The organism is Micromonospora sp. I033, from assembly GCF_053890995.1.
This window is the reverse complement of sequence record NZ_JBSSLX010000170.1, coordinates 1-12,669: the sequence shown is the minus strand read 5'-3', so window position 1 is coordinate 12,669 and position 12,669 is coordinate 1. Positions and strand designations below refer to the sequence as shown.

Genomic DNA, 12,669 nt, shown 5'->3' with positions numbered 1-12,669 from the left:
AATCGGCGGCCGCAGGTGAGTCGGCGGGCAGGACGGGTAAGGGCGCTGCCGCATCGGCAGGCTGGCGGCGGGGGGCGCGGACGGCATGGGTGACGGCAACGGGACCGTGATCATCGGGGCGGGCCCCGCGGGGCTGACCGCCGCGTACGAGCTGCTGCGACACGGCGAGCCGGTCCGGGTCTACGAGGCCGACGACGTGGTGGGCGGGATCAGCCGCACGGTGGAGCGGGACGGCTGGCGGTTCGACATCGGCGGGCACCGGTTCTTCACCAAGGTCTCGCGGGTGGAGGACTTCTGGCACGAGATCCTGCCGGACGAGGACTTCCTGCTCCGGCCGCGGATGAGCCGGATCTACTACCGCGGGGCGCTCTACGATTACCCGCTCAACGCCGGCAACGCGCTGCGCAACCTGGGCGTGCTGGAGGCGCTGCGCTGCGTCGGGTCGTACGGGCGGGCCCGGCTGCGCCCGCCGAAGGACCAGTCGCACTTCGAGGGGTGGGTGTCCGCCCGGTTCGGCTGGCGGCTCTACTCGATCTTCTTCAAGACGTACACGGAGAAGGTCTGGGGGATGCCGGCCGACCAGTTGCAGGCCGACTGGGCCGCCCAGCGGATCAAGAACCTCTCGCTCTCCACGGCGGTGCTCAACGCGCTGCTGCCCCGGCGCAACCGCAAGGACGTGACCAGCCTGATCGAGGAGTTCCAGTACCCGAAGCACGGCCCCGGGATGATGTGGGAGCGCTGCACCGAAGAGGTGGAGAAGCGGGGCGGCACGGTCCGCACCAACACCTGGGTGACCGAGGTGCACCGGGACCCGGCGCAGCGGCGGGCCACCGCCGTCACGATGGTCGACGCCCGGGGCGAGCGCACCGAGCCGGCCGACCACGTGATCTCCTCGATGCCGATCTCGGCGCTGGTGCGGGCCATGCGACCGGAGGCCCCGGCGGAGGTGCGGGCCGCCGCCGACGACCTGCGGTACCGGGACTTCCTGACCGTCGCCCTGGTGGTGCCGGAGGAGTTCTCCTTCCCGGACAACTGGATCTACGTGCACGACCCGGCCGCCCGGGTGGGCCGGATCCAGAACTTCGGCTCCTGGTCCCCGTACCTGGTCAAGGACGGGCGGACCTGCCTGGGGCTGGAGTACTTCGTGTTCGAGGACGACGAGATGTGGCGGACACCGGACGCGGACCTGGTCGCCTTCGCCACCACCGAGCTGGAGCGGCTGGGCCTGGTCCGGCCCGGCTGCGTGGAGGCCGGCTACGTGGTCCGGATGCCCAAGGCGTACCCGGTCTACGACGAGCGCTACCAGCACAACGTGGACGTGATCCGGGACTGGCTGGCCCGGGAGGTGCCGAACGTGCACCCGGTGGGGCGCAACGGGATGCACCGCTACAACAACGCGGACCACTCGATGCTCACCGCCATGCTGGCCGCCGAGAACATCGCCCACGGCGCCGGCCACGACGTCTGGACGGTGAACGTCGAGCAGGACTACCACGAGCAGCGGAAGGCGCCGTCGCGGCACGGCACCGGCCGGGACGCCCCGGTCATGCCGGCCCGCCGGTAAGGCGCGGGCGTGAGGGTGGTCATAACGGCTGGACGCCCGGGGCGGCGCTGCTGCTAGCCTTCTCGGCAGGTCATGAGCGCCAGCGTCAAGCCCCGGCTCGCTGGCCGGCAACCCTCCTCCGCGGTGGGGTGCCCCGGGTGAGGACCAGGCACCGGCAGCCGCCGGTGCAAGCGTGGCCTGGTACCCAGGTCATCACCGACCAGAGGGAACCATGTCTGCTCAGCCCCGCACCCCGCTCGCCGACGGCATCGCCTACCCGGCGCGTTTCGCGCTGGTCAAGCGGCGGCACGTCGACCTGATGCGGGTGTGCAGCGACGCCTGTCGCCGCGCCGACGCGCGCTGAGCGCCACTCCCCCACCTTCCGCACCATCCCTTCCGGCTCGCCCGCCCCGGGCGCGCCGTCGGCGGCGTGCGCCCACGCCGCCCCGGACCCTGGAGACACCTGTGCGATTCCGTTCCGCCCTGACCCGCGCCGCCGCGCTCGGCGCCGCCGCCGTGCTCGCCGCCACCGCCCTCACCGCCTGCGGCGACGACGGCGCCACCAGCGACGCCGCCAACCCGTACGGCCTGCTCCAGGCCGGCGTGCTGCGGGCCGGCACGCTCACCGACGCCCCGCCGAACGTGTACCTGAAGGACGGCAAGTTCACCGGCTTCGACAACGACCTGCTCACCGCGGTCGCCGCGAAGGTCGGCCTCAAGGTGGAGTTCGTCGGCACCGACTTCTCCGCCCTGCTGTCCCAGGTGAACAACCACAAGTTCGACGTGGGCAGCTCCTCCATCACCATCACCGAGGCCCGGAAGAAGACCGTCGACTTCGGCAACGGCTACGACTTCGGCTACTTCGGACTGGACGTGCCGGCCGGCTCCCCGATCACCGGGTTCGACCAGCTCGCCGGCAAGCGGGTGGTGGTCGTGCAGGGCACCGTGCAGGACGACTACGCCACCCGGGAAAACCTGAACCCGGTGCGGGTGCCCGACTACAACGGCGCGGTCAACCAGCTCAAGGCCGGCACGGCCGACGCCTGGATCGCCCCGGCCGAGATCGGCGACAAGTCCGCCGCGGACAGCAACGGCAAGATCACGGTGGCCGCGAAGCAGCTCAGCCCGGCCCCGACCGCGTACGCGTTCGCCAAGGGCGGCGACAAGCTGCGCGAGGCGCTGAACAAGGGCCTCGACGAGGTGATCGCCGACGGCACCTGGAGCAAGCTCCAGGCGCAGTACTACCCGGGCCGGCCGATCCCGGCCGACTTCAAGCCGGGCAGCGGCACGGTCGCCGTGCCGTCGGCGTCGGCGGCTTCCTGACCCGGAAAGACTGAGACGAGCGGGGCGGACGGAGACATGGATCCACTGAGCACCCTGTGGGAGACCTTCTTCGACTGGGACTCCATGCGCGAGGCGCTGCCCGAGATGCTGACCGTCGGGCTGCCCAACACGCTGATCCTGGCGGTCTCCGCCGCCCTGCTCGGCTCGGTCCTGGGCATGCTGCTGGCCGTCGCGGGCATCTCGCGTACGCGATGGTTGCGGTGGCCGGCCCGGGTCTACACCGACGTGTTCCGCGGCCTGCCGGCGGCGGCGACCATCCTGCTCATCGGCGTCGGCCTGGCGCCGCTGGGCATGCAGGTGTGGGGCCCGAACCCCTATCCCCTGGGCGTGCTGGCGCTGTCGCTGATCGCCGCCGCCTACATCGGCGAGATCTTCCGGGCCGGCATCCAGAGCGTGGAGGCCGCCCAGTTGGAGGGGGCCCGGGCGCTCGGCTTCTCCTGGGGCGAGGCCATGCGCCTGGTCATCGTCCCCCAGGGGGTACGCCGGGTGCTGCCGGCCTGGGTCAACCAGCTCATCGCGCTGATCAAGGACTCCAGCCTGGTCTACTTCCTCGGCCTGGTGGCCAGCCAGCGGGAGCTGTTCCGGATCGGCCAGGACTACGCGGCCACCACCGGCAACGAGTCCGCGCTGCTGCTGGCCGGCCTGTTCTACCTGCTGCTGACCGTGCCGCTGACCCACGCGGTCAACTGGATCGACCGGCGGCTGCGGCAGGGCCGGGCGGTGGCCGCGCCCGACCTCGACGTCGAACTGGACCCCGCCGGCGCGCCGGCACCGACCGGAAAGGACCCGCGATGAGCACCGCCACCGCCACCGCCACCTCGGTCAGCCTGGCCGTGCGGGACGTGCACCTGGCCTTCGGGCGGCACCAGGTGCTGCGTGGCGCCGACCTGGAGGTGGCCCGTGGGGGGACCGCCTGCGTGATCGGCCCGTCCGGCTCCGGCAAGTCCACCCTGCTGCGGACGATCAACCGGCTCATCGAGCCGGACCGCGGTGACGTGCTGCTGGACGGGCGCAGCGTGCTGGGCGACGACCCGGACGCGCTGCGCCAGCGGATCGGCATGGTGTTCCAGCAGTTCAACCTGTTCCCGCACATGTCCGTGCTGCGCAACCTCACCCTCGCGCTGCGCAAGCTCAAGAAGCTCCCCGAGGACGAGGCCGTGCAGGCCGCCCGCGCACAGCTCGACCTGGTCGGGCTGGCCCACAAGGCCGACGTCCGGCCGGCGCAGCTCTCCGGCGGCCAGCAGCAGCGGGTGGCCATCGCCCGCGCGCTCGCCCTGCGGCCGCAGGTGATGCTCTTCGACGAGGCCACCTCGGCGCTCGACCCGGAACTGGTCAAGGGGGTGCTCGCGGTCATGGCCGACCTCGCGTCCGCCGGCATGACGATGGTGGTGGTCACCCACGAGATGGGCTTCGCCCGCGAGGTGGCCGACACGGTGGCCTTCATGGACGCCGGCGTCGTGCTGGAGGCCGGCCCGCCCGCTGCCGTCTTCGAGGCGCCGGAGCACCCGCGGCTGCGGCGCTTCCTGTCCCAGGTGCTCTGACTCCTGCCGCCCGGCCGCGCTCCCCCGTCCTCCGGTAGCGCGGCCGGGCGGCCCGGTCCGAACCGGCCCACAGCCAGGAGATCGCCACCGCCAGGCCGGCGGCGCCCAGGGCGCTCACCGCCCAGGGCGGCATCCGGTCGGGGACGGGCGGCGGCGGCACGCAGTCGGTCGGCGTGTAGTCGACGGTGATCCGCTCGTGCCGGTCGGGCAGCCGGCCGTCGGCGAACGACGCTCTCGGGATGCCGCAGATCACCGGCCCGTCGGGCGAGTCCACCCGCAGCAGCACGCCGCTCGCCCGCCCCGCCCCGTCCCGTTGGACCTCCAGGACCTGCGCCGGGGCCAGCACGCCGACCGGCGCCGGCGGGTCGGGCTGCGGGTCCATGAAGGGCCCCAGCACCGCCATCGCCGCGCACGGCAGCAGGAAGGCGAGCGGGACCGCGGGATAGGTCCGCACAACCCCGTTGTGGTGCAGCGACATGCGGCTGACCGTAGCGGCAGCCGGCAAGCCGAGGTCGGCGTGGACGGTCCGGTTACGACGATCAACTTCGTGGGTAGGAGCCCCTCCGGCCGGAACGGAGACTCCGTGGGTGCGCCGGTCCGTGAGGGGGAGGACGGCGCCGGTGCGCAAGTGGTGGAAGGCCGCCGTGAGGCGGCTGCGACAGGCGTGGGTGCCGGTGGTGGAGGCCGCGCTCGCCGCGACCGTGGCCTGGCTGATCGCCGCGCGGCTGATCGGCCATCCGGATCCGTTCTTCGCGCCGAGCGCGGCGCTGATGGTGCTCGGTGAGTCGCGGGGCCAGCGCGTACGGCAGACCATCGAGCTGGTGCTCGGCGTGGCCGGCGGCGTGCTCGTCGCGGACCTGGTGGTGCACGCCCTCGGCCCCGGCACGGCGACCATGCTCCTCGTCCTGCTGCTCACGCTCGGCGGCACGGTGGCGGCCGGAGCGAGCAGCACCCTGGTCATCCAGACCACGGTCTCCGCGCTCTACCTGGTGGTGGTCGCCGCGCCGAAGGGTGAGTTCACCCCGTTCCGGTTCGTCGACGCGCTGATCGGCGGGGCGGTCGCTCTCGCCGCGAGCCAGCTCGTGGCGGCCCGGGACCCGCTGGCCCCGCTGGTCGCCGAGGCCCGCCGGACGTACGCCGACCTCGCCGACCTGCTCGACCGGGTGAACGCCGCGCTGGACCGCTGCGACGCCGAGGCCGCCCAGGCGGCGCTGGACCGGGCCCGGGAGGTGGACGGCTGCGTGGAACGCCTGCGGTCCGCGGTGCGGGCGTGCGCCGAGACGCTGCGGCTGCGGGTCCGCCGCCGCCGGCACCTCGGCCAGCTCGAACAGGTCGAGGCCACCGCCCGGCAGCTCGACTACGCGGCTCGCAACATCCGGGTGCTGGCCCGCAACGGGGCCACCCTGGCCCGGCTGCACACCGCCACCCCACCCGAGCTGGGCGCGGCGATCCGCTCCCTCGCCGAGGCGGTACGCGCCGCCGGCGCGGCCCTGACCACCGACCTGACCGGCGAGGACGCCGACCGGCACGCCACCCGGGCCGACGAGGCCGCCCTGGCCGCGGTCCGGATCGGCGCCGAGCTGCTGGAGTCCGACCCGCCGCTGCCCGTGGTCATGATCGTCGGGCAGATCCGAGCCACCGCGATCGACCTGCTGCGCGGGGTGGGCGAGGACGGCGGGGCCGTGCTCGACCGGGTCGATGAGGCGCTCGGCCTGCCGACAGCGGCCTCCTGACCGGCCGGCAGCCCGTCCGACCGCGAACGTTGAGGGCGCGACGCCCCGGCGGGCTGCTACACGTCGCAGCGGTCGGAGAGGGCGTAGCGGGTGAGCACCACGTCGCCGATCTGGCGTACCTCGACGACCCGGGCGCGGCGGCCCGGGTGCCACGGGAAGCGGCCGTCCCCGACGAACCGGGGCGCCCGGCGGTCGCCCACGAAGAACGGCGCGACCACCAGGTGCAGCTCGTCGGCGACACCGGCGGTGAGGAACTGGCAGTGCACCGTGCCGCCGCCCTCCACCATCAGCCGGCCGACGCCGCGCCCGGACAGGTCGGCGAGGACCGCGCCTGGGGTCACCGGGTCGCCCGCGTCGACCACGGTGGCCACCGCGCCCACCTGCTCCCGGGTCTTCTCCACCACGCCGCTCGCGCAGTAGACCAGCTTCGCCCCGTCGCCCATGGTGAAGAACCGGGCCGTCGGGTCGAGGTCGCCGCTGGCCGTGACGGTCACCTTCACCGGGGACGGGGGCAGGCCCCGGGCCACCCGCTCGGCCCGCCGCCGCTCGCTGCGCACCAGCAGCCGTGGGTCGTCGCGGCGGACCGTGGCGGCGCCCACCATGATCGCGTCAACGGCGGCCCGGACCGCGTCGATCCGGTCCAGGTCGGCGTCGTTGGAGAGCAGCAGGCGCTCGGCGGTGGCGTCGTCGATGTAGCCGTCGATCGACATCGCACAGCTGAGCAGCACGTAGGGCCGGCCGGTCACGGCACGAAGGGCAGGTCGAGGGCATGGTCGGCGCGGGTCACCTTGGCCGCCAGGTAGCCCGCGTTGGCCGGGGACAGGTGCACGCCGGTGAGCACCCGGTCGACCACCGTGACGCCCAGCCGCTCCAGCTGGGCGGCCTTGTCCGGGTTGTTGCTGAGCAGGGCCACCCGGGTCACGCCCAGCGCGGCCAGCATCTGCGCGGCCACCGTGTAGTCGCGCTCGTCGGGGCCCCGGCCGAGCGCCACGTTCGCCTCGTAGGTGTCCAGGCCCCCGTCCTGGAGGGCGTACGCGTCGAGCTTGGCGTAGAGGCCGATGCCCCGGCCCTCCTGGCGGAGGTAGAGCAGGTAGCCGCCGGCGTCGGCGATCCGCTCGACGGCCTCGCGCAGTTGCGGGCCACAGTCGCAGCGCTGGCTGCCGAACACGTCGCCGGTCAGGCACTCGCTGTGCGGGCGGACCAGCGGCGGGGAGGTGCCGGCGTCCCGCCGCTCACCGAGCCCGATGGCGAGGTGCTCGCGGCCGTCGACCAGGCCGTGGAAGGAGTGCACCCGGGCGGTGGTCACGTAGCCGTCCGGAAACCGCAGAGGAACCGTGACCTGGGTCCGGACCGTCGCGGTGGGCAGGGTTTCGTCCATGCTTCTCCTTCGTCCGCGGGCTGCCGGACGCGCCGGCAACGCACACCTCGCACCCACACCGTAGGCGGGATCACCGACAGTCGCCGGGCTCCGCTGCCGGACGCCGGCGGATCAGCAGCACCGCGGCGCCCGGCAGGCTGGCCACCAGGACCAGCGCCCCGTAGACGGTTCCGGTGGCGACGCCCTGCCCGGCGGTGAGGCCGGCCGCGGCGAACGCCCAGGCGGCCACCCCCTCGCGCGGCCCGAACCCGCCCACGTTGGTCGGCAGTCCCATGGCGAGCAGGGCCAGCAGGGTCAGCGGCAGCAGCCGGGACAGCGGCGCGTCGGCGCCCGCGGTGCGCGCCGCCACCACGAAGGTGGCCAGGTGACCGGCGACCACCACGGCCGAGGCCGCCACCACGCCCAGCCAGGTGCGCCGGGCGAGCAGCCCGGCCCGCACGTCGGCGACCGCGGTGCGCGCCGCCCGGGCCCAGCGGGACGCCCCGGCGCGGGGCACCGCCCGGGCGGCCAGCGCCAGCGCCAGCGCCCCGGCGGCCAGCCCGGCGGCCCCCGCCGGCAGGTACGGCCGGACCGGCGACGGCAGCACCGCCAGCACGGCCACCGCGATGACCAGCTGGACCACCTGGCCCGCGCCGCGCTCCCAGACCACGGCGCGGACGCCCCGGGCCACATCCCCGGCGTCCCGGCCGTGCCGGACCGCCCGGTGCACGTCGCCGAGCACCCCGCCGGGCAGCGTCGAATTGAGGAAGACCGCCCGGTAGCAGTGCGCGACCGCGGCCCGCAGCGGCAGCCGTACGCCCAGCCCGCCAGCCACCAGCGACCAGCGCCAGGCGCAGCAGACCGTGGTGACCGCGCCGATGCCCAGCGCGGCGGCGAGCGCCGGCGCGTCGATCAGCCGCAGCCCGGCCAGGAACGGGCCGGTGCCCACCGACCAGACCAGCGCGGCGAGCAGGGCGAGCCCGGCGAGCGGGCGGGCCCAGGCCCAGAGCGGGCGAGCCCAGGCCCAGAGCGGGCGGGCCCAGGCCCGGACCGACCGGGCCGGCGCGGGCGCGGCGGCCGGGACGGGCCCGGCGACGGCGGCGTGTGACAAGAGCGGTCCTCCCTCGGTCCACCCGTTGTCACGCGCCGCCGGCCGCTACGGTTCACCCGGCGAGCAGGTCGGCGTGGTGCAGCACCACCCGCAGCCGGCCGTCCGCCGCCTCGGCGAGCCGCCGCTCCCGGTACGCCCCGGCCACGCCGCCCAGCTCCGGCCGCTCCTCGACGGCCGCGTCGAGCCAGCCGATCAGCCACTCCGTGGTCAGCGCGGCCTGCTCCGGGCCGAGGCGCCACGGGCTGGACCGGACGCGCACCGCCACACCCCGGCGGCGGAAGGCCGCCACGGTGGCGTCCACGGCGTCCGGCCCGAGCAGGGCGCGACCGTCGACCGTTCGCCGCTGGTGGGCGTTGAACGCGGCCTCGAACTCGACGTCGAGCGGGTCGGCGGGGGTGAACCGCGCCCGGCCCAGCACGGTGATCGCGAACAGGGTGGGACGGCCCACGCACGCCGCCACCACCCGCTCGACCTCCTCGGCGGTGAGCATGTCCAGCAGCGCCGAGGCGGTGACCAGGTCGGCGTCGGCCAGGTCGGCGGCGACCAGCCGGGTGATGTCGGAGCCCCGGGTCAGCACGGTCACCGGGCTGCCGTCGGCGGACATGACCTCCCCGGCGGCGGCCAGCGCCAGCAGGTCGGCGTCCCGCTCGTGCAGCACCCAGCACTGCGGGCCGGGCAGCCGCGGGGCGAGCCAGCGGGCCATCGACCCGGTGCCGCTGCCCAGGTCGTGCACGACCAGCGGGCGGCCGGCGGGGAGCCGGTGGCGGATCGCGTCGAGCAGGTCGGTGGAGCGGGCGGCCGCGTCGGCGGGCTCGCGCAGCCGCAGCCAGTCCGCGAAGTCGGGGGGTAGCAGTGAGGTGGTCATGCCGCCGTGGCCTCCTTGAGGGCTGCCGCCAGCCGGTCCGCGGTGACCGACCAGCCGGTGAGGGTGTCCCGCCGCCGCCGGGCGGCGCGGCGCAGCCGGTCCCGCAGGTCCGGTTCGGTGAGCCAGCGGCGCAGCGCGCCGGCCAGCGCGGCCGGGTCGGCCGGGGGCACCAGCAGGCCGGGCCGCTCGCCGTCCGGGGCGCGCCCGAGCGTCCCGGGCAGGCCGCCGGTGTCGCTGGCCAGCACCGGTACGCCCCGCGCGAGCGCCTCGGTGACCACCATCCCGTAGGTCTCCCGGCGGGACGGCAGCACCAGCAGATCGGCGGCGGCGTACGCGGCGGCCAGGTCGGCGCCGGTGCACGGGCCGGCCAGCCGGACCCGGCCGGCGAGGCCGGTGCCGGCGAGCTGCCGGCGCAGCCGCGCCACGAAGTCCGGGTCGCGGGTGAGCGGGCCGACCCACTCGCAGGACCACGGCAGGTCGGCGACCCGGTGCAGGGCGGCAGCGAGCACGTCGTGCCCCTTGAGCGGGGTGACCGCCGCGACGCAGAGCAGCCGGTCGCCCGCCGGCGAGCCGGAAGCGACCGGCGCCGGGTCCACCCCGGGCGGCGCGACCGTCACCCGGTCGGCGGCGAGCGGGTAGCGGTCGAGCAGCCGGCGGCGGGTCCACGCGCTGGTGGTGACCACGGCCGGAGCGGCGGCCAGCGCCCGGCCCTCGACGTCGTCCTCCAGCGGCAGGTGCACCAGCACCACGAGGCGCAGCCGCCGGGCGTGCGGGGCCAGCACCTCCGGCACGGTCGAGGCGACCAACCCGTCGAGCAGCACGGCCGCGCCGTCGGGCAGCGCGGCCAGCACCCCGGCCAGCGCGGCCCGCTCCGCCGGCCCCGGGTGCGGCCAGCCGCCCGGCACCGGGTGTTCCCGCACCGTCCAGCCCAGCGCGGCCAGCCCGTGACAGGCCCGCCGGTCGTACCCGTTGCCGCCGCTGGGGCTCGCCGGGTCGTCGATGTCGCCCGGCAGCACCACGTGCACGACGGTCATCCGGTCACAGCGACCGCTCGTAGCTCGCCCAGGCCACGTGCGACTCGTGCAGGGTGACGGTGATCCCGGCCAGGCCGCGCGCCCCCTCGCCGAGCCGCCCGGCGTGCACCGCCTCGGCCAGCCGGTCGGCCACCGTCCGGGCCAGCACCTCGGTGGTGGTGTTCACGCCGGCGAAGTCCGGCTCGTCGTCGAGGTTGCGGTAGGTGAGCGCGCCGAGCACGGCCTTGAGCTGCTCGGTGGCCAGGCCGATGTCGACCACGATCCCGTCGGCGTCCAGCTCCGGCCGGCGGAAGGTGGCGTCGACGACGAAGGTCGCGCCGTGCAGCCGCTGGGCCGGGCCGAACACCTCGCCGCGGAAGCTGTGGGCGACCATCATGTGGTCCCGGACGGTGACGCTGAACACGAGATCACTCCTCGTCGTAGGTGATGAGGTGGCAGAGCGCGGGGAGCCGGCCCGAGGCGAGCCGGTCCAGCACGTCGGGCAGGTCGGCGAAGCGGGACCGGCCGCTGAGCAGCGCGTCGAACGCCGGGTCGGCGAGCAGGTCCAGAGCCACCGCCAGTCGGTCGGCGTAGCTCCGGTCGGCACGCCGGGGCGACACCGTGCCGACCTGGCTGCTGCGGATGCCCAGCCGCTTCGAGTGGAACGCCCCGCCCAGGGCGAGGGTGACCGGGCGGTCGCCGTACCAGCTCAGCTCCAGCACGGTGCGCTCCGGGCGGAGCAGCTCCAGGGCGCGTTGCAGCCCCTCGGCGCTGGCGCTGGCGTGCACCACGAGGTCCCGGTCGCCGGCCGCGTCGGCGGGCAGCGCGAAGTCGACGCCGAGGGCCGCGGCGACCCCGGCCCGGCCCGGGTCGGCGTCGACCAGCTCGACGCGCACCCCCGGGAAGCGGGCCAGCACGGCGGCCACGGCGCAGCCGACCATCCCGCCGCCGACCACGGTGACCCGGTCGCCGACCAGCGGCGCGGCGTCCCAGAGCGCGTTCACCGCGGTCTCCACGGTGCCGGCCAGCACCGCGCGGGCCGCCGGCACCCCATCGGGTACGACCACCACGGCGTCGGCCGGCACCACGTACGCGGTCTGGTGCGGGTGCAGGCAGAAGACGGTACGCCCGCGCAGCTCCGCCGGGCCCGCCTCGACGGTGCCGACGCTCAGGTAGCCGTACTTCACCGGGGCCGGGAAGTCGCCCTCCTGGAACGGGGCGCGCATGGTGGCGTACTGGTCGGCGGGGACCCGGCCGGTGAAGATCAGCGTCTCGGTGCCCCGGCTGACGCCCGAGTAGCGGGCGCGGACCAGCACCTCACCGGCGCCGGGCGGGGCGAGCGCGACCGGGCGGATCTCACCCTCGCCGGGGGCACGCAGCCAGAAGGCGCGGGCGTCACCGGTCACGAATTCTCCTCTTTTCCGCATCCGGACCGAACCGGACGGCCGAATTTCCCGTGATGACTGGCAGGGTTGTCGATCATAGACACGGAGGCAGGGTGTCCACGGTTCGAAATGGCCTGTTGGTCGGGCTGATCGTGCAGTTCGTCCTGCTGGCCGGGCTCGCCGGCACGGTGGGCCTCGGCGTGGCGGGCTGGTTCGCCGGCCTGGCGTACGCCGGGGTGCTCTGCGGGCTGCTCCGACGCGGCCTGCGGGCGGCCGGCGCGGACCGGCTGGGTCCGGCCGACCGGGTGACGCTGGCCCGGGCGCTGCTGGTCGGCGGCGTGCTCGCCCTGGTCGTCGACGGCGGGCCGGCGCCGGTCGCCGTGCTGGTCCCGCTCACCGTGGTGGCGCTGGGGCTGGACGCGGTGGACGGCCGGGTGGCCCGGCGGACGGGAACGGTGAGCGCGCTCGGTGCCCGCTTCGACATGGAGGTCGACTCGTTCCTGCTGCTGGTGCTCAGCGTCCACCTGGCCCCCGCCCTCGGCGGCTGGGTGCTGGTGATCGGCGGGATGCGGTACGCCTTCGTGGCGGCGGGCTGGCCGCTGGCCTGGATGCGCGGCACGCTGCCGCCCCGGTTCTGGCGCAAGGTGGTGGCGGCGGCGCAGGGCGTGGTGCTCGCCGTGGCCGCGAGCGGCCTGCTGCCGCCGGCGGCGACCGGGGCGCTGGTCGCCGGGGCGCTGGCCCTGCTGGTCGAGTCGTTCGGCCGCGACGTGCGCTGGC

The 12,669-nt window shown here is 75.4% G+C and carries 15 protein-coding genes and 1 riboswitch; of the genes, 7 read left to right on the top strand and 8 right to left on the bottom strand.

The features are described 5' to 3' along the window. Positions 1 to 85 precede the first annotated feature (85 nt). From ACW0Q9_RS23260 to ACW0Q9_RS23240, 5 genes are all read left to right on the top strand, one after another. Positions 86 to 1,564 carry an NAD(P)/FAD-dependent oxidoreductase gene (locus ACW0Q9_RS23260; RefSeq protein WP_456184652.1) on the top strand — a complete coding sequence of 493 codons (1,479 nt, stop codon included), beginning with the start codon at positions 86 to 88 and terminating at the stop codon, positions 1,562 to 1,564. Between the two features lie 68 nt (positions 1,565 to 1,632). Continuing rightward, positions 1,633 to 1,743: riboswitch (SAM riboswitch) on the top strand. A 32-nt stretch (positions 1,744 to 1,775) separates the two neighbouring features. Beyond that, positions 1,776 to 1,907 (top strand): hypothetical protein, encoded by a 132-nt coding sequence (locus tag ACW0Q9_RS23255; protein ID WP_456184650.1) that lies wholly within the window; start codon positions 1,776 to 1,778, stop codon positions 1,905 to 1,907. A 101-nt stretch (positions 1,908 to 2,008) separates the two neighbouring features. Next, a complete protein-coding gene (locus tag ACW0Q9_RS23250; RefSeq protein ID WP_456184648.1) occupies positions 2,009 to 2,866 on the top strand; it encodes an ABC transporter substrate-binding protein in 858 nt (285 codons plus the stop codon). 36 nt (positions 2,867 to 2,902) lie between these two features. After that, entirely contained in the window at positions 2,903 to 3,682 is a 780-nt protein-coding gene (locus ACW0Q9_RS23245) for an amino acid ABC transporter permease (protein ID WP_456184646.1), read from the top strand. Further along, the gene (locus tag ACW0Q9_RS23240) at positions 3,679 to 4,428 is read left to right on the top strand and encodes an amino acid ABC transporter ATP-binding protein (RefSeq protein ID WP_456184644.1); all 750 of its coding nucleotides are present in this window, start codon (positions 3,679 to 3,681) and stop codon (positions 4,426 to 4,428) included. Before ACW0Q9_RS23245 ends, ACW0Q9_RS23240 begins: the two co-directional genes overlap by 4 nt. Here ACW0Q9_RS23240 and ACW0Q9_RS23235 read toward each other — a convergent pair. Continuing rightward, positions 4,328 to 4,906 (bottom strand): hypothetical protein, encoded by a 579-nt coding sequence (locus ACW0Q9_RS23235; RefSeq protein ID WP_456184642.1) that lies wholly within the window; start codon positions 4,904 to 4,906, stop codon positions 4,328 to 4,330. The genes ACW0Q9_RS23240 and ACW0Q9_RS23235 overlap by 101 nt on opposite strands. A 166-nt stretch (positions 4,907 to 5,072) precedes the next feature. Between ACW0Q9_RS23235 and ACW0Q9_RS23230 the strand changes: the two genes are divergently transcribed. Beyond that, positions 5,073 to 6,161 (top strand): FUSC family protein, encoded by a 1,089-nt coding sequence (locus tag ACW0Q9_RS23230; RefSeq protein WP_456184640.1) that lies wholly within the window; start codon positions 5,073 to 5,075, stop codon positions 6,159 to 6,161. A gap of 56 nt (positions 6,162 to 6,217) precedes the next feature. Here the strand turns inward: ACW0Q9_RS23230 and ACW0Q9_RS23225 are convergent, their stop codons facing one another. The 7 genes from ACW0Q9_RS23225 to ACW0Q9_RS23195 form a co-directional block, all read right to left on the bottom strand. Then, the gene (locus ACW0Q9_RS23225; protein WP_456184639.1) at positions 6,218 to 6,907 is read right to left on the bottom strand and encodes a RibD family protein; all 690 of its coding nucleotides are present in this window, start codon (positions 6,905 to 6,907) and stop codon (positions 6,218 to 6,220) included. Further along, positions 6,904 to 7,539, bottom strand: coding sequence for a GTP cyclohydrolase II (locus ACW0Q9_RS23220; protein WP_456184637.1), 636 nt, complete (start codon positions 7,537 to 7,539; stop codon positions 6,904 to 6,906). Before ACW0Q9_RS23220 ends, ACW0Q9_RS23225 begins: the two co-directional genes overlap by 4 nt. 70 nt (positions 7,540 to 7,609) lie before the next feature. Next, a complete protein-coding gene (locus ACW0Q9_RS23215; RefSeq protein ID WP_456184635.1) occupies positions 7,610 to 8,629 on the bottom strand; it encodes a lysylphosphatidylglycerol synthase domain-containing protein in 1,020 nt (339 codons plus the stop codon). Between the two features lie 52 nt (positions 8,630 to 8,681). Continuing rightward, complete coding sequence (locus ACW0Q9_RS23210; protein ID WP_456184633.1) at positions 8,682 to 9,494, bottom strand: SAM-dependent methyltransferase; 813 nt, start codon at positions 9,492 to 9,494, stop codon at positions 8,682 to 8,684. Then, entirely contained in the window at positions 9,491 to 10,528 is a 1,038-nt protein-coding gene (locus ACW0Q9_RS23205; RefSeq protein WP_456184631.1) for a glycosyltransferase family 4 protein, read from the bottom strand. The genes ACW0Q9_RS23210 and ACW0Q9_RS23205 overlap by 4 nt, the downstream gene beginning before the upstream one ends. 4 nt (positions 10,529 to 10,532) lie before the next feature. Beyond that, positions 10,533 to 10,931: a 6-pyruvoyl trahydropterin synthase family protein gene (locus ACW0Q9_RS23200; RefSeq protein WP_313719741.1), complete on the bottom strand. Its 399-nt coding sequence runs from the start codon at positions 10,929 to 10,931 to the stop codon at positions 10,533 to 10,535. Between the two features lie 4 nt (positions 10,932 to 10,935). Further along, complete coding sequence (locus ACW0Q9_RS23195) at positions 10,936 to 11,913, bottom strand: dehydrogenase (RefSeq protein WP_456184628.1); 978 nt, start codon at positions 11,911 to 11,913, stop codon at positions 10,936 to 10,938. Positions 11,914 to 12,005: 92 nt separating this feature from the next. Between ACW0Q9_RS23195 and ACW0Q9_RS23190 the strand changes: the two genes are divergently transcribed. Next, a partial coding sequence (locus ACW0Q9_RS23190; protein WP_456184626.1) for a CDP-alcohol phosphatidyltransferase family protein occupies positions 12,006 to 12,669 on the top strand: 664 nt, incomplete at its 3' end.

Bases quoted from the DNA above. Each gene is read 5' to 3' on its own strand.
- ACW0Q9_RS23260 (WP_456184652.1), top strand. From the start codon at position 86: ATGGGTGACGGCAACGGGACCGTGATCATCGGGGCGGGCCCCGCGGGG.
- ACW0Q9_RS23255 (WP_456184650.1), top strand. From the start codon at position 1,776: ATGTCTGCTCAGCCCCGCACCCCGCTCGCCGACGGCATCGCCTACCCG.
- ACW0Q9_RS23245 (WP_456184646.1), top strand. From the start codon at position 2,903: ATGGATCCACTGAGCACCCTGTGGGAGACCTTCTTCGACTGGGACTCC.
- ACW0Q9_RS23240 (WP_456184644.1), top strand. From the start codon at position 3,679: ATGAGCACCGCCACCGCCACCGCCACCTCGGTCAGCCTGGCCGTGCGG.
- ACW0Q9_RS23235 (WP_456184642.1), bottom strand. From the start codon at position 4,906: ATGTCGCTGCACCACAACGGGGTTGTGCGGACCTATCCCGCGGTCCCG.
- ACW0Q9_RS23220 (WP_456184637.1), bottom strand. From the start codon at position 7,539: ATGGACGAAACCCTGCCCACCGCGACGGTCCGGACCCAGGTCACGGTT.
- ACW0Q9_RS23210 (WP_456184633.1), bottom strand. From the start codon at position 9,494: ATGACCACCTCACTGCTACCCCCCGACTTCGCGGACTGGCTGCGGCTG.
- ACW0Q9_RS23205 (WP_456184631.1), bottom strand. From the start codon at position 10,528: ATGACCGTCGTGCACGTGGTGCTGCCGGGCGACATCGACGACCCGGCG.